Origin of the sequence: Blastococcus goldschmidtiae, from assembly GCF_031845325.1 — a bacterium.
Taxonomy (GTDB): Bacteria; Actinomycetota; Actinomycetes; order Mycobacteriales; family Geodermatophilaceae; genus Blastococcus; species Blastococcus goldschmidtiae.
Genome location: NZ_JAVREI010000002.1, coordinates 12,987 through 34,766, shown reverse-complemented (window position 1 = coordinate 34,766; position 21,780 = coordinate 12,987). Strand labels below are relative to the sequence as shown.

Below are 21,780 nucleotides of genomic sequence, written 5' to 3'. Positions count from 1 at the left end.
GGAGGAGTCGAGAATCCATGCAGGTCGAAGGCGTCGCAGAGTCCAGCGGCGAGCAGCAGGACGTCGTCCGCGACGGCTGGGCCGGGGTGTTTCCCGTCTCACCGACGGGTGCGGACACCTTCCGGGCGGGGCCGCGCCGGAGTGCTCCGGAGCGCTCCTTCGGGGGTGCGGTCGTCGCGCAGTCGCTCCTGGCGGCCGGCGCCACGGTCGCCCCCGACCGCCCGGCGCACTCCCTGCACGCCTACTTCCTGCGGGCGGGAGAGGCGTCCGCCCCGATCGATTTCCACGTCCACCGGGTGCGCGACGGCGGGTCGTACAGCACCCGCCGAGTGACCGCCGAGCAGTCGGGCCGGGCGATCCTGGAGCTGACCGCCTCCTTCCAGGTCGCCGAGACCGGCTTCACCCACCAGGTCCCGCAGCTGGCTGCACCCGAGCCGAAGTCGCTGCCCACCGCCCAGGAGGCGGCCGCCGACGTCCAGGGGGCCCTGGGCGAGTGGTTCGCCCAGCTCCCCCGCCGCCACCCCTTCGACATCCGCTTCGACGGCGAGCTGCCCCGCGTCGCGGCGTCCCGGGGCGAGGCGGCGCCCCCGCGGCAGCGGTTCTGGATGCGCTCCCTCGAGCCGTTGCCCGACGAGCCCCTCGTGCACGCGGCCGCACTGGCGTACGCGTCGGACATGCTCATGCTGTCCACGTCGCTGGCGCCGCACGCGCGTGCCGTGGGGGCGGCCGACGTGGCCGCGGCGAGCCTGGACCACGCCGTCTGGCTGCACCGCCCGGTGCGCGCGGACGAGTGGCTCTGCTTCGAGCAGGAGAGCTCGTGGGCCGCCGGTGGACGCTGCCACTGCTCCGGCCGGCTCTTCGACCGGGCCGGCCGGCTGGTCATGACCGTCGCCCAGGAGGGGATGGTGCGCCCGCTCGGGCCGAGGTGAGCCGCGGCGTCAGTCCTGCCGGGCGGCCGTGCGGACCGCCCGGCGGGCACCCAGCGAGCAGGCCATCGCCGCGAGGCAGACGACCAGCATGGTGATCGCCGTCCACCGGTAGCCGGTCACCAGGTCCAGCAGGCCCTCGTCGGACACCTCGGAGATCGTCCCGGCGAAGACGTAGCGCCGGAGCTCCTGCGGCAGCGGGCTGGTGAGCACGGTGAGGATCACCGCGGTGCCCAGGACGGCACCGGTGTTCTGCAGCATCAGCCGCATGCCGTTGGCGATGCCGAGGCGCTCGCTGGGCATCGTGGCGAGCAGCACCTGCGTGTTGGACGGCATGAAGAATCCGGAGCCGGCGCCCACGAGGATCAGCGCGAACACCACCGCGCCGTAGTGGACCTCCGCACCGGCGAACGCCAGCAGGACGGCCAGACCGGCCGCCGTGGCCGCGTTGCCCAGCACGGTGAGGGTGTGCGCCTCGACCCACCGCTGGAAGAAGCCCGACGCCGCGGAGAAGACCAGTGCGGACACCGCCAGCGGGAGGACCTTCAGCCCGGCCGAGAGCGGGTCCTCCCCGCCCACGGCCTGCAGGTACAGCGCGACCAGGAGGACGACGCCGAACTGCCCGATGGCGTTGAGGAACGAGGCGCTCAGCCCCCACGAGAAGCTGCGGTCCTCGAACAGGCGGGTGTCCATCAGCGGGTCGCGCACCCGGCGCTCGACGAGCAGGAAGGCCGGCAGCAGGACGGCGAACGCGATGAGCCCACCCACGACCACCGGGTGCGACCAGCCGAGTGCGGTGACCTGCGAGAGCGCGACGAGCCCGCACCCGAGGCCCAGGAAGGCGAGCAGGTTGCCCGGCACGTCCAGCGCCAGCCGCTCACCGGAGCGGGGTACCGCCGGCAGCGCCACGATCCCCCAAACCAGGCAGCCGATGCCGACCGGCACGTTCGACCAGAACAGCCACTGGACGCCGACGTGCTCGGCGAGGAAGCCACCGAGGGTCGGACCGACCAACTGGGCCACGGAGAACGACGCCAGGTAGATGCCCATCCCCTGGCCCAGCCGATGACGGGGGAAGGCGCCGGTGACCAGCGCCGCGCTGTTGGTCAGCAGCATCGCCGCGCCCGCCGCCTGCAGCACCCGACAGGCGACCAGCCACCACGCGTCGGGGGCGAACCCGGCGAGCAGGTTGCCCACGGTGAAGACGGCCAGCCCGGTGAGGTACATCGACCGGCGCCCGAAGAGGTCGGCCAGCCGGCCGAAGGACACCATGAGCAGCGTCTGGGTGAGCATGAACGACAGCAGGATCCAGCTGGCCGCGGTCGCCGAGGCGTCGTACTCGCGCGCCACCGCGGGCAGCGCCACGTTGAGGGCACTGTTCGACATCCCGGAGAACATGCTGGCGAGGCCGACGACGGACAGCGTCCGCCAGGCCTCGCGCATGACGTCGGGATCGTCCCTGCCGGGCCGGGCAGCCGTCTCCGGCGGAACCGGGGGCAGCGGTGGCTCGGTGGTGTCCACCGCACCGGACGTGCCGACGACCGGTTGCTCGAGCCCGTCGGGGCGCGACGCGGTCGACCAGGACATTCGACCTCCCCACTGTCCTCGCAATCCTAGAACAAGGCTCTAGAGCTGGAGCCGGTGGTGGGGCATGCTGGCCGGGCGGCGCAGTGCAGCGTCGCGACATCGAGGGAAGGCGGATGCCGGCAGTGGACGCGGTGGCGATCGGAACGAGTGCGGGCGGCCCAGACCGTCCCCGGGAGCTCGGCGGGCAGACCGGCCCGGGCGTGCGGGCGGGGGGTGCCTGACCATGGCGCTGGACCTGTCGGCCATCGGTCGCGAGGGGCCCGTCCACGAGCGGAGCTGGACGTCGAAGGACGCCCTGCTCTACGCCGTCGGCGTGGGCGCCGGGCTGGGTGACCCCAGCCAGGAGCTCCCCTTCACCACGGAGAACAGCCACGGCGTGGAGCAGCAGGTGCTGCCGACCTTCGGCGTCCTGCTCGCCCAGGCGCCCGGTCCGGGCATCGGCGAGTTCGACCGGACGATGCTCGTGCACGCCGAGCAGGAGATCCGGCTGCACCGGGTCCTGCCGGTGGAGGGCACGCTGCGCGCCCAGGCGCGCGTGGAGTCGATGGAGGGCAAGCGCAGCGGCGCCCTGGTCACGACGTCGTCCACGGCCGTCGACGTCGACGGCGCGCCGCTGATCACCACGCGCAGCTCGATCTTCATCCGCGCCGAGCAGGTCGAGTCCGGCTCGGCGGCGCCGGCCGACGACTGGGCACAGCCTGACCGCGCGCCGGACTGGGAGGTCACGCTGGCCACCCGCCCCGAGCAGGCGCTGCTCTACCGCCTCAACGGCGACCGGAACCCGCTGCACTCCGACCCGAAGTTCGCCGCCCGGGCCGGCTTCGAGCGGCCGATCCTGCACGGGCTGTGCACCTACGGGATCACCGGCCGCGCGCTGCTCATGTCGGCCATGGACGGCGACCCGGGGCAGTTCCGCGCGATGTCGGGGCGCTTCAGCTCGCCGGTCCTGCCCGGTGACGAGCTGACCGTGCGCATCTGGCGTCAGGACGGCGGGCCCGACGGCGCCCTGCTGTTCCGCACCCTGCGCGGCGACGGCACGGTCGTCATCGACCGCGGCCGGGCTGAGGTCGGCGCGCCGGAGTGATCCGGGGTCAGGCGCCGGCGACCGCCGTGCCGGCGTCTGACCGCGGCTCCGGTCCACCGGCTCCGGAGGGGTCGGTCTCCTCCGGGCCGGTGCCGGCGCCCAGCTCGTCGGCCACCGCGGGCAGGAGGCCCAGCCGCTCGATCATCGCCACGGCGGCGTCGACGATGGCGTCGGCCTCCCGGCGGGTGCGGGCCGCCATGACCTCACGGCTGGCCTCGCCGATGACGGTGGTCAGCACGGAGACCGTGACCCGGCCGATGGCGTCGTCCCGCGCCTGCAGCAGCAGCGAGTTCTGCCGCAGCCACTCGTGGCCGCGGGTGCGCCGCATCAGCTCGAACCCGGGCGGGCCGTCCTTGTCGACGAACAGGCTGCCCACGCCGCGGCCCTCCCACGACCCGCGCAGGAAGCCCCGTGCTCCCGCGACGAACAGCGCGAGGGGCCGGTCCTCCCCCGCTCGCCGCGCGGCGGAGACGGCCTCGGCCGCACGCTTCTCCTGACTGCCCTGCCAGTCCTCCCACAGGGCCAGGAAGAGCTCGCTCTTGCCGCCGAAGTGGTGGTACAGGCTGCCCACGCTGGAGCCCGCGCGCTCGACGACGTCGGCCACGCTGGACTCCGCGAAGCCGCGCTCGGCGAACACCTCGCGGGCGGCGTCCAGCAGCACCCGGCGGGTCTCGCCGGTGCGGCTCCACTTCCAGGCACTGCGCCCCGGGACGGGACCGGCGTCGCGCGGCATCTGGAGCTCCCTCCCGCGGGTTGGAACGCGATTCTAGAACACGTGGGCCGGCCGCCGTCCCGAGCGGAGCGGCGGCCGGCCGTGGGGTCAGCGGGGCGACTTCCCCAGCACGAGCGTGGCGCCCGCCATGAACATGCCGCCGTTGCCCATGACGACGCTGCGCTCGACGCCCTCGACCTGTGCGGCGGCCTCGCCGCGCACCTGCCGCACGGCCTCCTGGATCGCGAACATGCCGTACATGCCGGTGTGCGTGTACGACATGCCGCCGCCGTTGGTGTTCAGCGGCAGCCGCCCACCCGGCGACGTGTGGCCCTCGGCGACGAACGCGCCCGCCTCACCGCGGCCCACGAAGCCGGCGTCCTCGAGCCCGTAGAGAGGCACGTGGGCGAAGGCGTCGTAGATCATCAGGTGGTCGACGTCGGAGTGCGTGATGCCGGCCTCGGCGAAGGCCGCCGCGCTCGAGCGCTTGAAGCCGCCGAACGAGGTGAGGTCGGGCATCTGGCTGACCATGGGCGAGTCCGCTGCCTCGCCGGCGCCGAGCAGGTGCACCAGCGGCTTGTCGTACCCGCGCGCCTCGGCCTTCTCCCGCGTGGTGACCACCAGCGCGCCACCGCCGTCGGTGACCAGGCAGCACATGAGCAGGGTGAACGGCCAGGCGATCATCTTCGAGGCGAAGACGTCGTCCACGGTGACGAGGTCCTGCATGAGCGCACGGGGGTTCTTGTTCGCCCAGCGGCGCTGCGCGACGGCGACCTCCGCGAGCTGCTCGAGCGTCGTGCCCGTCTCGTGCATGAACCGCAGCGCGGTCAGCGTGAAGGCCGTCGGCGGGCCGAAGACGCCGAAAGGCGCCTCGAACTGACCGTTGAGCGACTGCGGACTGCGGCCCCACCCGGGGGCGTCCACGCGGGACCGGCCGGACTCCCCGTGGGTGATGAGCACGGTCTCGGCCAGGCCGGCCCGGATCGCTCCGGCGGCGTGGCGCACGTGGAAGAGGAACGACGTCCCGCCCACGCCCGTGCCGTCGAGCCACGTCGCCTCGATGCCGAGCGCGTGGGCGATGCCCACGGGCCCCGGCGACTGGACCGTCGCGATGCCGTCGATGTCGGCGGGGGTCATCCCCGCGTCCGCGAGCGCGTTGCGCGCCCCCTCGAGGTGCAGGCTCAGCGTCGAGAGGTGCGGCAGCTTGCCCAGTTGGTCGGTCTCGGCGGCACCGATGATGACGATGTCGTCCTTGGCGCTCATGCGGCACTCCCGGCAGGTGCGAACAGCGGCAGGTGGACGTCGCCGCGCGGCTCGAAGACCACGCGGAGCGGCATGTCCAGCGGCAGCTTCTCGGGGTCGGCCTCGACCTCCACCAGGTTGGTCATCATGCGGACGCCCTCGGGGAGCTCCACGATCGCGATGACGTAGGGCACCTCCTCGGCGAACCCGGGGCCGGCCCGGTGGCTGATGACGTAGGAGTGCAGCGTGGCGGTGCCGTCGCTGACCACCCACTCCAGGTCGGTCGAGTAGCAGTGCGGGCACGCGGGCCGCGGGTAGAAGACGTGCTTCCCGCAGGACGTGCACCGCTGGATGCGCAGCTCACCGGCGGCGCAGCCCTCCCAGAAGGGAAGGGTCTCCGGGGTGGGTACGGGGGCGGGCTTCGTGGGTGGCGGCACCGGCGTGGCTCTCCTCAGGTGGGAACGGGATGGGCAGTGGTGTGGACGTGCGCGATCGAGGCCTCCACCGAGATCCGCGCGGCATCGCGCAGGTCCGGTGCGAGGCCCGGGTACATGAGGTCGACCAGCGCCTCGGGCTCGTCGATGCCGTCGGCCATCGCCTGCGCGACCTGGTCCAGCCGGCGCATCCGTGCCTGACGGCGGCGCTCGAGCTCGGGCAGCGGGTCGGGCAGGGCGGGGCCGTGCCCGGGGAGGAGGACCGACCCCGACGCGGCCAGCACCTCGCTGAGCCGATCGAGGCTGGCGAAGAACTCGCCCAGCCGACCGGGTTCGACGATCGGTGACCCGCGTCCGAGCACGGTGTCGCCGGTGAGGACGCTGCCCTCGGCGGGGAGGGAGAAGCAGAAGGAGTCGCCGGTGTGGCCCGGCGTCCACAGCGCACGGACCTCGAGCGCGCCGATCCCGATCAGCTCGTCGTCGGCGAAGGGCCGGTCGGAGAGGCGGCGGTTCGCGGCGCGCAGCGTCGCGCCGGTGACCGCGGCCAGCCGGCGGGCGAGCTCGGAGTGGTCGGAGTGGGCGTGGGTGACCCACACCTCGACGACGCGGCGGGTCCCGGCCGCTGCCAGGATCGCGGCGAGGTGCGCGTCGTCGTCGGGACCGGGGTCGATCACCGCGCAGACGTCACTGCCCGGCTCGGCGAGCACCCAGGTGTTGGTGCCCTCGAAGGTCCAGGCGTTGGCGTTGGGCGCGAGCACGAGGGTGGCCCGCTCGGTGGCGGGCGAGAGGACGCCAGGGCTCGGGGGCGCGGTGTCCCGGGTCCACACGTCGAGCGCCTCCTAGATCGCGGTTCTAGAATTCGCCTCGCACCCTAGACCATGCGCACAGGCACGCCGGGCCGCTCCCCTGCCGCTGCAGCGCGTACCCGCTCGGCAGTCCGGGTCCCCGTTCGCTCGCGCGGCTCAGCCGCTCCGGCGGAGAGCACGAGCAGCCCGGCGGCGACGTGGAAGGCCACCGGCGGGCTCACCATGCCGGCCACCGCACCCAGCAGCCCGGCCCCGGCGGCCTGGCCGACGGTCAGCCCGACGAAGAGGACGACGGCCCCGCCGGGCGCTGCGGTCGCGTCGCGTTCTGCTGCCCAGGCGAGGAGCACGCCGGTCAGTGCGACGAAGGCCCCGCCGAAGCAGGCCAACGCCACGCCCGCGTGCACCGCGTCGCCGGGCCGCGCGGCGAGCAGCGCCGTCGCTCCGCCGGCGACGACCACCGTGGAGATCCAGGCGCGGCGCAGCCCCACGCGGGCGACCAGCACGCCGCTGGCGCCGCCGAGCAGGCCGGCGGCGCCGAGGACGCACCACAGCAGGCCGGTGACCCGGTCCGGGAGGCCGCCCTCGCCGGCCACCAGGTCGCGCCCGAACGTCCACACCCCGGCACACCCGGCGCCGGCCAGCACGGCCGCCAGCAGCGGCCGCCCCCATCGCCGGAACGATCCTGGATCCCCGGGTCCGGTCGGCGTGGGCGTTCCCGGCGCGCCCGGCGTCGACCCCCACCGCGCACTCCGGTCCGCCCACCAGGTCACTCCCACGGCCACCGCGGCGAACCCGACCCACGACCAGCGCCACGCGTCGGGAGCGGCGAGCACCAGCAGCCCGCCCGCGACGACGCCGGCGCCGGTACCGCTGTTGACGACTCCCTGCGCCCGTGGCTCGCCTGCCGGGGGGACGGTCGAGGCCACGGCGGCGACCAGCGCGGGGGTGGCGGCGCCTGCTCCGCTGCCGGCGATCAGGGCGCCGAGGGCGAGGACCGCGCCGCTCCAGGCGGCCGCGACCAGCAGGCAGCCCAGAGCCGCGCTCCCGCCGGCGAGCCACAGCGTGGCGCGTGCACGTCCCCTGATCACCAGACGACCCGCGAGGACGGAGGCTGCGCAGTAACCCCCGTAGCTGCCCGCCGCGACGACGCCCGCGGTGCCGGCGGACAGCCCGAAGGCCGCCCGGAACTCGGGGAGGTAGAGGCCGTAGCCGTAGCGCGCCAGGCCGTAGGTCACCGCGATGACGGTCAGCCCGGCGACGACCAGGCGGGTGCCGGACGACTGCCGTAACGATCGTTTCACCATAACGACCGTTACAGTAGGCCGGTGACCTCGGTGGCGGCATCCCGACCGGCCCGCGAGCGGCTGCTCGCCGCCGCGGGCGAGCTCTTCTACGAGTCCGGCATCGCCGTGACCGGCGTGGACGCCGTCCTCACCCGGGCCGCGGTCTCCCCCGCCACCATGTACGCCCACTTCGCGGGCAAGGACGGCCTGGTGGCCGCCTACCTGCAGCAGCGCCACGAGGAGTGGCGGCGGGCCTGGGACGACGTCCTCTCGGAGCGGCGCGATCCGGTCGACCGCCTGCTGTCGGTGTTCGACGCGGTGGCCCGCTACCGGGAGCGTGCGGGGAGCCGCCGCGGCTGCGGCTTCCTCGCGGCGGCCACCGAGCTGCCGGCGGGCCACGCCGGGCAGCGCTGGCTGGATGCCGACTCGCAGCTCCTGACCGACCGGCTGCGCGATCTCGCCGCGGAGGCCGGCGTGGACGATCCCGACGACGTCGCCGCCACGCTGCTGCTCCTCTACGACGGCGCGCTCAACCGCTTCGCCCGGGCCGCCACGACACCCGGGCTGCCGGCCGACGACCCTCTGGTGCGGGCGCGCCGGCTGGCCGCGCTGCACGTGCGCGCCGCCCGCTCCGGCTGAGCTCAGACCAGCCGGCCCACCGCCTCCCGCGCGATCCCGGGCGGCACCGTGTGCGGCCCGGCGAACTCGCGGTAGGTCACGTCGTAGCCGTCGCCGCGCAGGGCCGGCACGATCCTGCGACTGGTCCGCTCGATCGGCAGGACGTCGTCGGCGGTCCCGTGGGAGACGAAGACCCGCGGCCTGCCGCTCCGCGGCGCCCCGGGCGGCACGAAACCCGGCGAGAAGGCGAGGACGTCACCGAACAGGGCCCCGTTGGCCAGGCCCAGGCCGAGCGCGTAGGAGGCGCCGTCGGAGAACCCGGCCACCGCGACCCGGCGGGGGTCCACCGCGACGGCGGCGAACGCGGCCGTCAGTGCGCGGTCGACGAGCTCGACGTCGACCCCGTAGTCGCCGGCGACGGCGTCCCAGGTGCTCCCCCGCGACGCCGGGGCCACCACCACCAGGGCGTGCTCCTCGGCCAGCGGGCGCAGCAGTGCCAGTCCCCCCTCCGCTTCACCGCCGGCTCCGTGCAGGCTCAGCACCAGCGGCGCCGCCCTCCCCGGAACCAGCGTCTCGGGCACGTGCAGGAGCGCATCCCGCACGGGCTCCAGCCCGAGCGGACGGGTACCGGGACCGGCAGGCGCACCCGGCGCCGACGGCGGGGCTCCCGGGCGCGCGGTCAGCACTCCTGCGTCACCCGCCGCTCCCCCGCTCCGCCGTGCGTCGGAGCGGGTGCCACAGGCAGCGAGCAGACCGGCGCCGGCCGCGAGCAGAGCCCGGCGCGTCAGCACGGCCGTCCTGTACCCGCACCGCCGAGCGCAACCGACCCTGCCTGCCGCCGCTCACCGGGCCTTCGGGATCATGATCCACAGGACGATGTAGGCGAGCTCTCCGAGGCCGAAGAGCCCGAACAGCACGAAGCCGACGCGCACCAGGCCGCGAGAGAGGCCGAACCGGTCGGCCAGCGCCGCGCACACCCCCGCGATGACCTTGCCGGACCGGGGTCTCATCAGTGTCGATGCCATGCGTGGACCCCTACCCCCGGGCTGCCGATGCCCACACCCGCGAATCCGGTGATCACGCGCGCACGGCTGCTTCTCGGCGGTCGGCCGCCGCGTCGTGGCCTGCTCGCCCTCGTGGGGAGCACGACCACCTCGGCGACGCCCTGTGGCGGGGCGAGCTACGCGGTCGTGCGGCGTACCCGGACCGCCTCGGCCAGCTCGGCGAGGATCACCTCGGTCGTGCCGAGGTCGACGCACGCGTCGGTGACGCTGCAGCCGTAGGTCAGCCGGTCGGGGTGGCGCTGGTCGAGGTCCTGCCGCCCCTCGACCAGGTTGCTCTCCACCATCACGCCGCGGATCGCCCGCTCGCCGCCGGCGACCTGTCCGGCGAGGTCGCGCACGACCTCGATCTGGCGCCGGTGGTCCTTCTGGCTGTTGCCGTGGGAGGCGTCGACCACGACCACCTCCGGTAGACCCCGGGCGGCCAGCTTCGCCTTCGTCTCGGCGATGTGAGCTCTGGAGTAGTTGGGGCCGGCCTTGGCCCCGCGCAGGATGACGTGCCCGGTCTCGTTGCCCGTCGTCGACAGCTGGGCGCTCACACCGTGCGCATCGACGCCGAGGAACTCGTGCGGTGCGCGGGCGGCCACGATCGCCTGGACGGCGGCGTCGATGCTCCCCTCGGGCGAGTTCTTGAAGCCGACGACGGAGGAGAACCCGGACACCCGTTCCCGGGCCGTCTGGTCGGTGACGTTGCGGGCGCCGACGCCGTTGTAGGTGACCAGCCCGTTGACGTACTGGGGCGTGAGGGCGTTCAGCGGTTCTGCCGCGACCGGCACACCCAGCTCGGTGATCCGGCACATGAGCATCCGGGTCGCGACCAGGCCGACGCTGATCCTGCTGGAGCCGTCGAGGAACGGGTCGTAGGCGAAGCCCTTCCAGTCCACCTCGGTGCGCGGCTTCTCGGTGTACGTGCGCATCAGGATCTCGAGGTCGTTCCCGTGCCGCTCCCGCATGCGCGCGAGGAAGCCGGCGTACTCCAGCGCCGCCGCCGGGTCGTGGATGGAGCACGGGCCGGCGATCACGGTCAGCCGGTCGTCGGTGCCGTCGAGGACCTCGGTGACCGCCCGGCGCGCGGTCCGGGTGGTGCCGACCGAGGCCTCGGACAGCGGCACGACGGAGGCGACGGCAGCGGGGGTGACCACGACGCTCAGCCCGGTGATGCGCGCGTTGACCAGGTCGACGAGGTCGACCGGTGGCCCCTCCCCGACGCCCAGCCGCCCCTGGACCTCCGGGAGCAACTCGATCAGGGCTGCGTCGATCCGCGCGTTGACGCGGGTCTGGACGTCGAGCAGCAGGTCGGCCACCTGCGTCGCCTGCTCCAGCATCGGGTCAGCCGGAATGGAAGCGCCTCCGTCGTCATGGCTGGTCACGTCCTGGCCTGCGCACCTGTCGGATCGGGTGAGGGCGACGCAGCCGGCGCGTAGTTCAGCTCGAACCAGACGGTCTTCTCGGTGGTGGAACGGCGCCGGCGGGCGCCCCACCGGTCGGCCAGCGTGCTGACCAACTGGATGCCACGTCCGTGTTCGGCGGTGACCGACGGCGTGCGCAGCACCGGGAGTCGCGTGTCGGTGTCCGTGACCCCGACCCACAGCCGCCCCTCGCCCGGGAACATCTCCACCTGGACCACGAAGTCGTGCCCTCCGGTGTGGCGGACGACATTGGTGACCAGCTCCGAGACGAGCAGCGCCGCGGTCTGACAGCTGTCGACCGGCACCCGGTCCAGTACCTCGCCGACGTAGCGACGTGCCGCCGGTATGGAGTCCGGGCTCGCGGAGAACGTCTGGGCGGACATGTCAGTGCTCCTCCAGACCGAAGCGGGCGGCCAGGCCCAGGACCTCGATGACCCGGCGTACCGGCTGGGTGGCCGAGCGGGTCCGCACCCGGTCGAAGTGGTTGGCGATCCGCACGAGCACCGCGACGCCGGAGGAATCGAGGAAGCTCAGTTCGGCGAGGTCCAACACCACCGGCTGCTGCCGCCGGCTGAGCAGTTCGTCCAGGGGCGAGGCGACGGCCGGCAGGCTCGCGAGGTCGAGCTCGCCCGCCAGCGTCACCACCAACCCGCCGTCGGGGTCGTCGGAGACGTCCATCCGTGCCCGCACTTCGTCGGTCAGCTCCATCGCAACCCCAGTAACACCGTGTCGTCCTTGTTGCCTTCGCTCGACAGCTCGGCCAGGAGATCGTCGAGCATGGCCTCGAGCGGCCGCGAACCGGTAGCAGCCGCAGCAGCGCGAAGCCGCTCCAGGCCGGTGTCGATGGTCTCCTGGCGGCGCTCGACCGCGCCGTCGGTGAAGGCGAGCAGCGTCGCCGCCCCGCCCACCGGCACCACCGTGGCCGGCACCGGCCGCGGAGCCGACACACCGACCGGCGGCGCGACCGGGCACTCCAGCAACGTCGCGGTGCCGCCGGCGACGAGCACCGGAGCGAAGTGCCCGGCGGAGACCAGACGGAGCCGGCCGGCGGTCGCGTCCAGCTCACCCAGGAGAACGGTCGCGAACTGGTGATCGGCCTCGATGTCGAGCAGATCGCGCAGCCGCTCCATCACCACCTCGATGTCGTGTCCCTCGGCGACGTAGGCCCGGACGGCGAAACGCAGCGCGGCCATCGTGGTGGCTGCCGGCAGCCCACGACCGGAGATGTCGCCGACCACGAAGACGCAGCAGCCAGGCCCGCGGGCGATGACGTCGTACCAGTCGCCGCCCACCTCCAGCTCGTCCACGCCGGCGACGTAGCGGGCGGCGACGTCGAGACCGCTCATCTCCGGGACGACCGGCAGCAGCGCGTGCTGCAGCGTGCCGGCGATGCCGCGCTGCTGGCGGTAGAGCCGCTCGTTCTCGGCGGCCAGCCGCTCGGCGACGACCCGGCGCCGCGAGACGTACTCGACCGTGGTTCCCCCGGCCAGCGCGAGGACCACGCCCACGCCGAGCACGATCCACGGCAGCGCGGCCGACAGTGCGCCGCTCAGCGGGACCTGGGCCGCACCGACGATCGTGAGCGACGTGTTGCCGAAGGGCACCGTCGTCGCTTCGCTGTCGTCGTCGCCCGGAGCGTTCTCGGTCGCCTGGAGGAGCTGCTCGGGGTCCACGGTGTCGCCGAGGTACAGCGCGAGATCGAGACCGGACAGCGGAGAGTCCTCCGGCACGGTCAGGCGGCGGTCCGGGGGCAGCGGCGCCTCGGCGTAGACGAGCAGATTCGTGCTGTCGTCGGCCGGCATCAGCGCGTAGGCCAGCCGGTCCGGCTCTCCGGACAGGATTCCGAGGATCACCAGCTCACCGGTCGGCTGCAGGCCGGCGAGAGAATCCGCCCCGTCCTCCGGCAGCACCGGCGGGGTGCCCTGCGAGGCCAGTCGGTCGGCTGCACCGTCGGTCACCCGCCACAGCGACAGGGACTGACCCGTCGCATCCACCTGCATGTCGGCGATCCGGGCGAATGCCTCCGGGTCTGCGTCGGTGGCGACGGCGACGAGTCCCATGTCGGCCAGTTGCACCTGCAGGATCGTCGCCTCGCTCTCGAGCAGGGTGCCGATCTGCGCGAGCTGACGACGCAGCAGGCTCTGCTCGCTGTTGGCGTTGACCTGCCAGGTGAGCAGGGCCAGGCCCACCGTGATCGCCAGCAGCACCAGCGCGACGGCGACACTGAGTGTGCGCGGCGCGGTCCTCAGCATGCCCGGTCACCCTAGCGTCACAGGAGCTGGGCACGGGCAGCCACGCCGGCGCCCGGGACCCGTGGAGGCTGGCGCGACCGAACGGTGGCCTGTCATCATGTGACGCAACATGGATGGGCAACCCCGGCGATCGGCAGCCGTTCCGCCGGCGTCGCCGCCGCCGCACAGCGGCTCCGCCGCTGTCGCGGACGCCGGGCGGCTGACGGCGGTGCGGGCCACGGAGCTGCTCGACGCCGTGGCCGGGTCCTCCTTCGACCGCCTGACGGCGCTCGCCCGGCGGCTCACCGGCGCCCCCCTGGCCTTCATCACGGTGGTCGACGACCAGCGCTCCTACTGGCTCAGCCGCCAGGGGCTGCCTGCCGACGGCCCCGTGCAGAACACGGTCGACGAGTCGTTCTGCCAGTACGTGCTGGGCGGCGAGCCGCTGGTCCTGGCCGACGTCACCGCGGATGACCGCACGCGGGGCAACCCGTCCATCGAGGGCATGGGCGTGCGGGCGTGGGCCGGCTTCCCCGTGTACACGCCGGACGGTCAGGTGCTGGGCAGCTTCTGCGTGGTCGACACCGACGTGCACGAGTGGACCGAGTCCGACGTCGCGCTCCTGGAGGACCTCGCCGCGATCGCCTCGCGGGAGGTGACACTGCGCGCCGCCACCACTGCGGCGGAGGACTCCCGGGCCGCAGCCCGCGCCGAGGCGGACCGCGCGTCGTTGCTGGCACGCATCGGCGGTCTGCTCGCCACCGGGTCGGAGCTCGCCGACGTCTGGGAGGCGATCGCCACCCTGGCCGTGCCCGCCCTGGGCGACTTCGCCTACGTCTGCACCGTCGAGCGGGACGGCAGCCTGCGTCCCGTCGCAGCCCGCCATCGCGACGCGGACGGACTCGCGACGCTCTGGGACTGGATCAGCACCGCCGGCCGCCGCGCCGGGGAGGCCAGCGGCCCCGGCCACGTCGCCGCTACCGGCAAGGCCGAGCGCATCGTCCTGCCGTCGCCCGACCGGCTCACCCCCGCCCAGCGGGCGGCCGCGGAGCGGTTGTCGGTCCAGAGCGCCATGGTGGTGCCCCTGACGAGCCGTCAGGAGGTCGTCGCCGTCCTGACCGTGGCCCGTCTGATCGGGTCCCCCGTCTACGGCGACACCGACCAGGAGCTGGTCACCGCCGTGGCGGACCGCGCGGCGCTGGTCGTCGAGAACGCCCTGGCCTACGCCCGGGAGCGCACCGTCTCGGAGACCATGCAACGGGCGCTGCTGCCGCCGGCGCTGCCGCGGTCGGACCGCCTGGAGATCGCCTCCCGCTACCTGCCGGCCGGTGACGCGCAACTTGTCGGCGGCGATTGGTACGACGCCTTCGTCGACGCGACCGGTGCCACCAGCGTGGTGATCGGCGACGTGGCCGGGCACGACATCGACGCGGCCGCCACGATGGGCGAGCTCCGCACGATGGTGCGGATGGCCGGGCACGCCGGTTCGGTCAGCGCCGCAGCGGTGCTGGCAGCGGTGGACGCCGCGGTCGCCACCCTCGGCCACCACGTCTTCGCGACCGCCCTCGTCACCCAGGTCGCGGCCCGGCCGGACACCCGGGGGAACCACTGCGTCCAGTGGTCATCGGCCGGCCATCCCCCACCGCTGCTGGTACACCCCGACGGTCGGGTCGACGTCCTGTCGCGACCGATCGGGTTGCCGCTCGGAGTGCTCGCCGGCCGGCCCCGCCCCGACCACCGGACGAGCCTCCCGCCGGGCGCGACGCTGGTCCTCTACACCGACGGCCTCATCGAGCAGACCTCGGACGAGCTGGGCACCCGGGACCTCGACGAGGGCCTGGCGCGCCTCGTCGAGGTGGTCGCGCGGTCGTCCCGCGCCGGCGTGGAGGCGCTGTGCGACCAACTGCTGGCACTGCTGCCCCCGGCCGGCGCGGACGACGACGTCGCAGTCATCGCCCTCCGGGTCCGGGACTGACCCCAGCCGGCTCTGCTCGGCCGCCGGGCTCCCGGCGGACGCCGGGCGCCTCGGCCATGGCCGCGCCTCGCTGTCCGCGTCGTGGGCCGGGTTCCGCTCCCGGAACGAGCCGTTCCCGGCGGCACCGGGTGCCGCCGGGAACAGGACGAGCGAGGTCGGACCGTCAGCGAGGTGTCACCCCTGCTGCGGCTCCAGCTCGCCGCGCAGCTCGCGCTTGAGGAACTTGCCGGCCGGGTTGCGCGGCAGCGGCGACGTCCGGATGTCGATCACCGTCGGCAGCTTGAAGGACGCCAGCCGTTCGCCCAGGAAGCCGACGAGCTCGTCCTTGGTGAGGGAGGCGCCGGCGTTGAGCACGATCACGGTGGCGACCTCCTCCCCCAGCCGCTCGTGCGGGACGCCCAGCACGGCGGCCTCCATCACGGCCGGGTGCTCGTAGATGGCCGCCTCGACCTCGGCGCAGTACACGTTCTCCCCACCGCGGAGCACCATGTCCTTGAGCCGGTCGTCGACGTAGACCAGGCCCTCGTCGTCCAGGTGTCCGATGTCGCCGGTGCGCAGCCAGCCGTCGACGATCGTCTCGGCGGTCGCGTCCGGGCGGTTCCAGTACCCACGGATGAGGTTGGCGGCCTTGAACCAGATCTCGCCGCGCTCCCCGACCGGGAGCACCTCGAACGTGGCGGGGTCGCGGATCTCCACCTCCATGGGCAGCGGGACCCGGCCGGCGGCCATCGGCTTGTCCAGCGCGTCCTGGCCGGCGAGGCTCGGGCCGAGCGCGTTGGTCTCGGTCATCCCGTAGGAGAAGCCCGGGCTGGCGGCCTTGAAGGCGTTGTCGATGCTGGCGATCAGCGCGGGTGGCGTGGGGGCGCCACCACCACCCACCGAGACCAGGCTCGAGGTGTCGTACTCGGCGAACCGCGGGTGCTGCAGCATGTCGATGCTCTGCGTGGGCACGCCGACGAAGGCGACGAGCCGCTCGCGCTCGATCAGCTGGAGCGCGGCCTCCGGGTCCCACTTGTACATGATCGCGAGCTTCCGCCCGGCGACCAGCGAGCCCAGCATCACCGCGACGCAGCCGGTGACGTGGAACAGCGGGACGGCGAGGATCGCGCCGCCAGGCGGGGCGTCGGGGTCCTCCGGCGGGTTCACCAGGGCCTGCACCATGCCGCGGGCCAGGAACCCCATGACCGCGCTGACCAGCGCGCGGTGGTTCGAGACGGCGCCCTTGGGGCGGCCTGTGGTGCCGGAGGTGTAGAGGATGGTGGCGTCGTCGTCGGGGCCGACCGCCACGTCGGGCAGCGGGGCGCCCGTCATGAAGACGTCCTCCCACCTGTCGGCGCCGTCGACCGGCCCGTCAGCGCGGACGACGATCACCCGGCAGCCGAGCCGCGCGGCGGAGGCGCCGGCGATCCGGGCCCGGGACTCGTCGGCGACGAGCACCGACGCACCGGAGTCCTCGAGGGCGAAGTCGAGCTCGTCCTCGGTCCACCAGGCGTTCATGGAGACGCTGATCGCGCCGATGGAGAGGACTGCGATGAACGCCTCGACCCACTCCGGGTAGTTGCGCATCGCGATCGCCACCCGGTCGCCCTTCTTCACGCCGTAGCGCTCGACCAGCGTGGCGGCGAAGGCGTCGGCCTCGGCGAAGGTCTCGGCGAAGGTGCGCCGCTCGTCGCCGTAGACCAGGTACGGGGCGTCGCCATGAGCGCGAGCCAGGCCGAAGATCTCGCGCATGCTCGGCGGGGCGTTCTTGAAAACCTGGTAGGTCCCGCCGTCGGGGCGGATCCAGGGCTCCAGCTCGAACATCTGCCCGGGGCTGGTGAGCTGGGCCACTGCCTCCTGGTGACTCAACGACACGGGTGACGCCTCCTAGGCGGTTGTGCGACAGGACGCCGAGCAGTGACCTCGGCAACATCGACACTTTCATGCTCGAAGCATTTCGGGCAACAGTCGTCCGGAGGTCGCGTGCCCGGGTCCCGGCCGGGACGTGGCCGGCTCAGCTCCCGGAGGACCCGCAGTCCTGCTCCGTGCGGTAGACGAGGTGCACGAGGCTGCCGCCGACCGTCGCGACGGACTGGAGTCGCATCGGCGTGCGGTGGCCGGTGCGGCCGAACAAGCGGTCCCCGTCTCCCAGCACGGCGGGGTAGACCATCAGCCGGAGCTCGTCGACGAGCCCGTGGTCCAGCAGCGTGTGCACCAGCTGCCGGCTGGCGTGGACGACGGTGTCGCCGTCGACCGACCGCTTGAGCGCGGAGACCGCCTCCGGCACGTCGCCGCTCAACACCGTGGTGCCCGCCCACGAGGGCGCCGTGATGGTCGAGGACACCACGTACTTGGGCAGGCCGTTCAGCCGGTCCGCCCACTCCCCCGTCCGCCCGGGCCACCGCGAGGCGAACCAGGTGTAGCTGCCCCCGCCCAGCAGCAGCGCTGCCGCGTCACGCGCCTCCTGGAGCTCCATCTCGGCCCAGGCCCGCCGGGCCTGGTCGGTGATCCGCCCGAACCAGCCCCCGCGGTCGAAGCCCTCCTCACCTGTCGGGTCCTGCACGACCCCGTCGATCGAGACGTTCTCGCTGACGACGATCCGCCCCATCGCTGACTCCTCTGCTCGCGTCGCGCCCCTCCGACGATGCAGACTCACCGGCGTGACGGAACTGTTCGGCGCCGGCATGCCGCAGCCGCGTCACCGCCGCTCCCGGCCGTTGCGCACTCCGGCCGGCCGCGGGACGTCGGGGCAGGTGTTCCGGACGGGCCGTCCCATCGCTCACGCCAGGCGCACGGTCAACATCTGACGAACCGGACCGGTCCGTCTCGTCCGGTGTGCACCTCGCGGCCGCCCGCATCGCCCGCTTACTGTCGGTAGCAGCACAGGCGCACATAGTCGCCGGTGATGAGCAGCCCCCGCGACGAGCGGACCACACCGAGGAGAACGACCGTGACCCTTCCCCAGCGCTCCGCCGCTCCCGCTCTCGCCCGCCCCGCCGGCTACGGCCAGCGCCCCGTCCACCGTTCCGCCGTGCCCGGCGCCCGCATGCCCCTCCAGCCCACCATGGGCGCCCGCCCGATGGGGGTCCGTCCCGAGGCCGCGCAGCCCGTGCAGCGGCCGGCCCAGCGCACGGCGGTCTCGTTCCTGACCGTGACCGAGGTGGCGGCGATCATGCGCGTCTCGAAGATGACGGTCTACCGCCTGGTGCACGGCGGGGAGCTGTCCGCCGTCCGCGTCGGCCGTTCCTTCCGCGTCCCCGAGCCGGCTGTGCGCGAGTACCTGGCCGGCGCCCGCACCGACGTCGCCTGAGCACCCGGCGTCGCAGCGAGGCGGAACCCGGCGTTCCCGCCGGCGACCGACTCGGGGGTTACCGTCCTGCGGTGGCCGCTGCGGGACCTCCCCGAGCCCGGACCCGCGGGCTGCTGGCCGGCTTCGCCAACTCCGCCGACCTCGGGGGCCTGGAGCTGCCCGACGGCAGGCGCGTGCCGTCGGGGCGCATCATCCGGGCGGACACGCCTGCGCACGTGACCGAGGCCGACGTGGCCGCCGCCCGAGCCGTCGGCTTCGAGGCGGTCCTCGACCTCCGCTCCCACGACGAGGTGCGGGACTGCCCGCACCCCCTGGCGCAGCTCGCGGGCTACCGCTCGCTGCCGCTGATCGACCCGGCGGCCGAGGCACGTGCGGACATCAGCCGGTACCGGACGCTCGGCGAGATCTACAGCAGCAGCCTGCAGCGCAACGCCACGCACATCGCGGCCATCTTCGCCGCCCTGGCCGAGTCGCCACAGGGGCCGGGACCGGTGCTGGTGTGCTGCCGCGCCGGCCGTGACCGGACCGGCATGGTCATCGCCCTGCTCCTGGACCTCGCCGGCGCCGACCGCGAGGTCATCGCCGCCGACTACGCCCTGGTCCCGGAGCTGCCGGGTCCCGGCGCACCGGCCTCGCCCGGGGAGGGCCACTCCGGTGGCGATGCCGTCCTGCGGATGCTCGATCACGTCAGCGCCGCGTACGGCTCGACCTCCGGCTACCTGCGCCGGCTCGGTCTCGGGAACGGCACCATCGACGCCCTCCGGCGGCGCGTGGAGCCCTGACGTCGGAGCAGCCCGCCTGCCGCGGGATCACTGGACGGACGGGTCGCCCTCCGGCACCTCGATCGCGACCACCTCGGCCACCTTCGCGTCGTCACCGGACAGCCCCTCGGCCTCCTCGTGCTCGTCGTGGAAGGCCAGCCAGCGCATCCCGAGGGCCTCGCGCTGCTCGTCGTCGACGGCGTCCTTGAACGGAGGGAAGAACTCCGTCTCCTCCTCGGCCATGTGGTCGGCGTTGACCTGCCGCGCGTTCCGCACCGCCTCCCACCAGGCCTCGCTGCCGACCTCGTGCTCCTCGACCGCGGCCGCGGCGTGCCGGATCTCGTTGTGGTCGTGCACCCCGTCGGCCGTCTCCTGCTCGCCGTCCGCCTCCTGCGCGAGCAACGGGTAGAACAGCTGCTCCTCGGCGACGGCGTGCACCTCGAGCTTGGCGTGCAACGCACCCCACGCGTCGGCGAGCTCCTCACCGCTCAGGTCGTCGAGCGCGGCGAAGTCCCGCCGGAAGATCTCGTGCTCGGCAAGGACCAGGGCGGTGATCTCGAAGTCGGACATGTCGCACCCATACCCGTCCCCGTTGCGCGCAACAGTCAGGAACGGGACGCGGTGGCTGCCGCCGGATGAGCGCGGCGGCTACGGGGTCGGGCGGGAGGTCAGCGGTTCTTCCACCGGGGCGCGCGCTTCTCCGCGAAGGCCGTCGCGCCCTCGCGCGCGTCCTCGCTGGCGAAGACCGGCGCGGTGATCTTGCCCTGCTCGTCCCAGCCCTGCCGGAACGTCCAGTCCGGGGCAGAGCGGACGATGTGCTTGGTGGCGGCCACGGCGAGCGGTCCGTTCGCCGCGATGACGGCGGCCAGGGCCAGCGCCCCGTCCAGCGCCTCGCCGGGTGCGGTCACCCGGTTGACCAGGCCGACGTCGGCGGCCCGGGAGGCGCTGATCGGCTCGCCGGTGAGCAGCAGCTCCAGTGCGATGGCCTGCGGGATCCGCCGAGGGAGCGCGAGGGCGGCGCCACCGGCAGCCACGAGCGAGCGCTTCACCTCGGGGACACCGAACCGGGCGTCCTCCGCGGCGACGATCAGGTCGCACGCGAGCAGCAGCTCGAAGCCACCGGCCAGCGCCCAGCCCTCGACGGCACCGATCAGCGGCTTGCGCGGCGGGGTCTCGGTGATCCCGCACAACCCGCGCCCCGGGATGCTCGGGGTCTCGCCGCGCACGAAGGCCTTCAGGTCCATCCCGGACGAGAAGGTGCCCCCCGCGCCGGTCAGGACGCCGACGCGCAGGTCGTCCGACGAGTCCAGCTCGTCGGCGGCGGCCGCAACGGCGTCCGCCACCGCCTTGTTCAGGGCGTTGCGCGCCTCCGGCCGGTTGATCGTGATGATCAGGACGCCGTCCCGGCGGTCCAGCAGCACCTCGTCGGACACAGCCATCTCCTTCGGTCGGTCACGCGTTCGTGGCGGGGGGTCGTGCGGTGGGAATGCGTGGTGCGTTCCGGCCGGGGGCGCAGCCGCTGTCAGCCCCGGGGGCGCCCCCCCCGGCTCCAGATCACTTCGGCTGGAGGCGGGCGCCGCCGTCGAGGCGGATCAGCTCGGCGTTCATGTAGCTGTTGGCCAGCACCTCGACGGCGAGGGTGGCGAACTCCTCGGAGTAGCCCAGGCGCTTGGGGAAGAGCACGTCGCGCTTGAGCTTGTCCTTGAACGCCTCGGAGGCCTCGCCCGAGCCGTAGATCGGGGTGTCGATGAGACCGGGGGCGATGGTGTTCACGCGCACGCCGATGGCGGAGAGGTCGCGGGCGATCGGCAGCGTCATGGAGACGACGGCGCCCTTCGAGGCGGAGTAGGCGGCCTGGCCGATCTGGCCGTCGAGCGCGGCGACGGAGGCGGTGTTGAGGATGGAGCCCCGCTCGCCGTCCTCCAGCGGCTCTTCCTGCGCCATGGCCGTGCCGACGATGCGGATGCAGTCGAAGGTGCCGATGGTGTTGATCTCGAGGACCCGGCGGAAGGTGTTCAGGTCGAAGGCGGTCTCGTAGCCGCCGCGACCGACGGTCCGGCTGGCCGAGCCGATGCCGGCGCAGTTCACCAGCACCCGCAGCGGGCCGATCGTCTTGGCCAGTTCGGTGGCGGCGATGATGTCGTCGGTCTTGGTGACGTCGACGTGGGCGAACGCGCCGTCGATCTCGGTGGCGAGGGCATTGCCCTTGTCGTCGGCGATGTCGGCGACGACGACCTTGGCGCCCCGGGCGGCGAGGGCGCGAGCGGTGGCGGCCCCCAGTCCGGACGCGCCTCCGGTGACGATCGCGGACACATTCTCGAGCTGCACGGGTACTCCCTGTTTCGGACGACGACGGTCGCGG

General features: G+C 73.6%; 23 protein-coding genes. 6 read left to right on the top strand and 17 right to left on the bottom strand.

Translation table 11 applies throughout. The features are described 5' to 3' along the window. Window positions 1-17 precede the first annotated feature (17 nt). Window positions 18-929 carry an acyl-CoA thioesterase gene (locus RM425_RS04935; protein WP_311344067.1) on the top strand — a complete coding sequence of 304 codons (912 nt, stop codon included), beginning with the start codon at window positions 18-20 and terminating at the stop codon, window positions 927-929. 9 nt (window positions 930-938) lie between these two features. Here RM425_RS04935 and RM425_RS04930 read toward each other — a convergent pair whose 3' ends face one another. Further along, window positions 939-2,513, bottom strand: coding sequence for an MFS transporter (locus RM425_RS04930; protein WP_311344066.1), 1,575 nt, complete (start codon window positions 2,511-2,513; stop codon window positions 939-941). A 223-nt stretch (window positions 2,514-2,736) separates the two neighbouring features. Here RM425_RS04930 and RM425_RS04925 point away from each other — a divergent pair, with 223 nt between their 5' ends. After that, window positions 2,737-3,597 (top strand): MaoC/PaaZ C-terminal domain-containing protein, encoded by an 861-nt coding sequence (locus RM425_RS04925; RefSeq protein WP_311344065.1) that lies wholly within the window; start codon window positions 2,737-2,739, stop codon window positions 3,595-3,597. A gap of 7 nt (window positions 3,598-3,604) precedes the next feature. Here RM425_RS04925 and RM425_RS04920 read toward each other — a convergent pair whose 3' ends face one another. The 5 genes from RM425_RS04920 to RM425_RS04900 form a co-directional block, all read right to left on the bottom strand. Beyond that, window positions 3,605-4,330, bottom strand: a complete 726-nt coding sequence (locus tag RM425_RS04920) for a TetR/AcrR family transcriptional regulator (RefSeq protein ID WP_311344064.1) — start codon at window positions 4,328-4,330, stop codon at window positions 3,605-3,607. 87 nt (window positions 4,331-4,417) lie between these two features. Next, window positions 4,418-5,572, bottom strand: coding sequence for a thiolase C-terminal domain-containing protein (locus RM425_RS04915; RefSeq protein ID WP_311344063.1), 1,155 nt, complete (start codon window positions 5,570-5,572; stop codon window positions 4,418-4,420). Then, window positions 5,569-5,988, bottom strand: coding sequence for a Zn-ribbon domain-containing OB-fold protein (locus RM425_RS04910; RefSeq protein ID WP_311344062.1), 420 nt, complete (start codon window positions 5,986-5,988; stop codon window positions 5,569-5,571). Before RM425_RS04910 ends, RM425_RS04915 begins: the two co-directional genes overlap by 4 nt. A 14-nt stretch (window positions 5,989-6,002) precedes the next feature. Next, complete coding sequence (locus RM425_RS04905; RefSeq protein ID WP_311344061.1) at window positions 6,003-6,812, bottom strand: MBL fold metallo-hydrolase; 810 nt, start codon at window positions 6,810-6,812, stop codon at window positions 6,003-6,005. Window positions 6,813-6,856: 44 nt separating this feature from the next. Further along, window positions 6,857-8,095, bottom strand: coding sequence for an MFS transporter (locus RM425_RS04900; protein WP_311344060.1), 1,239 nt, complete (start codon window positions 8,093-8,095; stop codon window positions 6,857-6,859). A 21-nt stretch (window positions 8,096-8,116) separates the two neighbouring features. Here RM425_RS04900 and RM425_RS04895 point away from each other — a divergent pair, with 21 nt between their 5' ends. Continuing rightward, complete coding sequence (locus RM425_RS04895) at window positions 8,117-8,713, top strand: TetR/AcrR family transcriptional regulator (RefSeq protein WP_311344059.1); 597 nt, start codon at window positions 8,117-8,119, stop codon at window positions 8,711-8,713. A gap of 2 nt (window positions 8,714-8,715) precedes the next feature. Here the strand turns inward: RM425_RS04895 and RM425_RS04890 are convergent, their stop codons facing one another. The 6 genes from RM425_RS04890 to RM425_RS04865 all read right to left on the bottom strand — a co-directional run bounded on the left by RM425_RS04890 (window position 8,716) and on the right by RM425_RS04865 (window position 13,414). Beyond that, window positions 8,716-9,483 (bottom strand): alpha/beta hydrolase, encoded by a 768-nt coding sequence (locus RM425_RS04890; protein ID WP_311344058.1) that lies wholly within the window; start codon window positions 9,481-9,483, stop codon window positions 8,716-8,718. Between the two features lie 51 nt (window positions 9,484-9,534). After that, complete coding sequence (locus tag RM425_RS04885; protein WP_311344057.1) at window positions 9,535-9,702, bottom strand: PspC domain-containing protein; 168 nt, start codon at window positions 9,700-9,702, stop codon at window positions 9,535-9,537. Window positions 9,703-9,872: 170 nt separating this feature from the next. After that, a complete protein-coding gene (locus tag RM425_RS04880; protein ID WP_311344056.1) occupies window positions 9,873-11,078 on the bottom strand; it encodes a 3-deoxy-7-phosphoheptulonate synthase in 1,206 nt (401 codons plus the stop codon). A 41-nt stretch (window positions 11,079-11,119) separates the two neighbouring features. Next, complete coding sequence (locus RM425_RS04875) at window positions 11,120-11,545, bottom strand: ATP-binding protein (RefSeq protein WP_311344055.1); 426 nt, start codon at window positions 11,543-11,545, stop codon at window positions 11,120-11,122. Between the two features lies 1 nt (window position 11,546). Further along, window positions 11,547-11,870 (bottom strand): STAS domain-containing protein, encoded by a 324-nt coding sequence (locus RM425_RS04870; protein ID WP_311344054.1) that lies wholly within the window; start codon window positions 11,868-11,870, stop codon window positions 11,547-11,549. Next, a complete protein-coding gene (locus tag RM425_RS04865; RefSeq protein ID WP_311344053.1) occupies window positions 11,861-13,414 on the bottom strand; it encodes a PP2C family protein-serine/threonine phosphatase in 1,554 nt (517 codons plus the stop codon). The genes RM425_RS04870 and RM425_RS04865 overlap by 10 nt, the downstream gene beginning before the upstream one ends. A 109-nt stretch (window positions 13,415-13,523) precedes the next feature. On the opposite strand from RM425_RS04865, the gene RM425_RS04860 reads away from it, so the two are divergent. Further along, the gene (locus tag RM425_RS04860; RefSeq protein ID WP_311344052.1) at window positions 13,524-15,368 is read left to right on the top strand and encodes a SpoIIE family protein phosphatase; all 1,845 of its coding nucleotides are present in this window, start codon (window positions 13,524-13,526) and stop codon (window positions 15,366-15,368) included. Between the two features lie 174 nt (window positions 15,369-15,542). Here the strand turns inward: RM425_RS04860 and RM425_RS04855 are convergent, their stop codons facing one another. Together RM425_RS04855 and RM425_RS04850 are read right to left on the bottom strand one after the other, a co-directional pair. Continuing rightward, window positions 15,543-17,222 (bottom strand): class I adenylate-forming enzyme family protein, encoded by a 1,680-nt coding sequence (locus tag RM425_RS04855; RefSeq protein WP_311344051.1) that lies wholly within the window; start codon window positions 17,220-17,222, stop codon window positions 15,543-15,545. Between the two features lie 139 nt (window positions 17,223-17,361). After that, window positions 17,362-17,955, bottom strand: a complete 594-nt coding sequence (locus RM425_RS04850; protein WP_311344050.1) for a dihydrofolate reductase family protein — start codon at window positions 17,953-17,955, stop codon at window positions 17,362-17,364. A gap of 342 nt (window positions 17,956-18,297) precedes the next feature. Here RM425_RS04850 and RM425_RS21790 point away from each other — a divergent pair, with 342 nt between their 5' ends. Then, window positions 18,298-18,657, top strand: a complete 360-nt coding sequence (locus RM425_RS21790; protein WP_449495077.1) for a helix-turn-helix domain-containing protein — start codon at window positions 18,298-18,300, stop codon at window positions 18,655-18,657. A 71-nt stretch (window positions 18,658-18,728) separates the two neighbouring features. Next, complete coding sequence (locus RM425_RS04840; protein WP_311344049.1) at window positions 18,729-19,439, top strand: tyrosine-protein phosphatase; 711 nt, start codon at window positions 18,729-18,731, stop codon at window positions 19,437-19,439. A gap of 27 nt (window positions 19,440-19,466) precedes the next feature. Here the strand turns inward: RM425_RS04840 and RM425_RS04835 are convergent, their stop codons facing one another. The 3 genes from RM425_RS04835 to RM425_RS04825 all read right to left on the bottom strand — a co-directional run bounded on the left by RM425_RS04835 (window position 19,467) and on the right by RM425_RS04825 (window position 21,746). Then, window positions 19,467-19,988: a hemerythrin domain-containing protein gene (locus RM425_RS04835; protein ID WP_311344048.1), complete on the bottom strand. Its 522-nt coding sequence runs from the start codon at window positions 19,986-19,988 to the stop codon at window positions 19,467-19,469. Window positions 19,989-20,086: 98 nt separating this feature from the next. Continuing rightward, the gene (locus RM425_RS04830; protein WP_396137025.1) at window positions 20,087-20,857 is read right to left on the bottom strand and encodes a crotonase/enoyl-CoA hydratase family protein; all 771 of its coding nucleotides are present in this window, start codon (window positions 20,855-20,857) and stop codon (window positions 20,087-20,089) included. 115 nt (window positions 20,858-20,972) lie between these two features. Next, window positions 20,973-21,746 carry an SDR family NAD(P)-dependent oxidoreductase gene (locus RM425_RS04825; RefSeq protein WP_091763658.1) on the bottom strand — a complete coding sequence of 258 codons (774 nt, stop codon included), beginning with the start codon at window positions 21,744-21,746 and terminating at the stop codon, window positions 20,973-20,975. Window positions 21,747-21,780 lie beyond the last annotated feature (34 nt).

What these genes read in the sequence shown, in the direction of transcription:
- RM425_RS04935 (WP_311344067.1), top strand. Translation starts at nt 18, where the DNA reads ATGCAGGTCGAAGGCGTCGCAGAGTCCAGCGGCGAGCAGCAGGACGTC.
- RM425_RS04920 (WP_311344064.1), bottom strand. Translation starts at nt 4,330, where the DNA reads ATGCCGCGCGACGCCGGTCCCGTCCCGGGGCGCAGTGCCTGGAAGTGG.
- RM425_RS04865 (WP_311344053.1), bottom strand. Translation starts at nt 13,414, where the DNA reads ATGCTGAGGACCGCGCCGCGCACACTCAGTGTCGCCGTCGCGCTGGTG.
- RM425_RS04870 (WP_311344054.1), bottom strand. Translation starts at nt 11,870, where the DNA reads ATGGAGCTGACCGACGAAGTGCGGGCACGGATGGACGTCTCCGACGAC.
- RM425_RS04860 (WP_311344052.1), top strand. Translation starts at nt 13,524, where the DNA reads ATGGATGGGCAACCCCGGCGATCGGCAGCCGTTCCGCCGGCGTCGCCG.
- RM425_RS04875 (WP_311344055.1), bottom strand. Translation starts at nt 11,545, where the DNA reads ATGTCCGCCCAGACGTTCTCCGCGAGCCCGGACTCCATACCGGCGGCA.
- RM425_RS04925 (WP_311344065.1), top strand. Translation starts at nt 2,737, where the DNA reads ATGGCGCTGGACCTGTCGGCCATCGGTCGCGAGGGGCCCGTCCACGAG.
- RM425_RS04835 (WP_311344048.1), bottom strand. Translation starts at nt 19,988, where the DNA reads ATGTCCGACTTCGAGATCACCGCCCTGGTCCTTGCCGAGCACGAGATC.
- RM425_RS04850 (WP_311344050.1), bottom strand. Translation starts at nt 17,955, where the DNA reads ATGGGGCGGATCGTCGTCAGCGAGAACGTCTCGATCGACGGGGTCGTG.
- RM425_RS04900 (WP_311344060.1), bottom strand. Translation starts at nt 8,095, where the DNA reads ATGGTGAAACGATCGTTACGGCAGTCGTCCGGCACCCGCCTGGTCGTC.
- RM425_RS04880 (WP_311344056.1), bottom strand. Translation starts at nt 11,078, where the DNA reads ATGCTGGAGCAGGCGACGCAGGTGGCCGACCTGCTGCTCGACGTCCAG.
- RM425_RS04930 (WP_311344066.1), bottom strand. Translation starts at nt 2,513, where the DNA reads ATGTCCTGGTCGACCGCGTCGCGCCCCGACGGGCTCGAGCAACCGGTC.
- RM425_RS04915 (WP_311344063.1), bottom strand. Translation starts at nt 5,572, where the DNA reads ATGAGCGCCAAGGACGACATCGTCATCATCGGTGCCGCCGAGACCGAC.
- RM425_RS04885 (WP_311344057.1), bottom strand. Translation starts at nt 9,702, where the DNA reads ATGAGACCCCGGTCCGGCAAGGTCATCGCGGGGGTGTGCGCGGCGCTG.
- RM425_RS04830 (WP_396137025.1), bottom strand. Translation starts at nt 20,857, where the DNA reads ATGGCTGTGTCCGACGAGGTGCTGCTGGACCGCCGGGACGGCGTCCTG.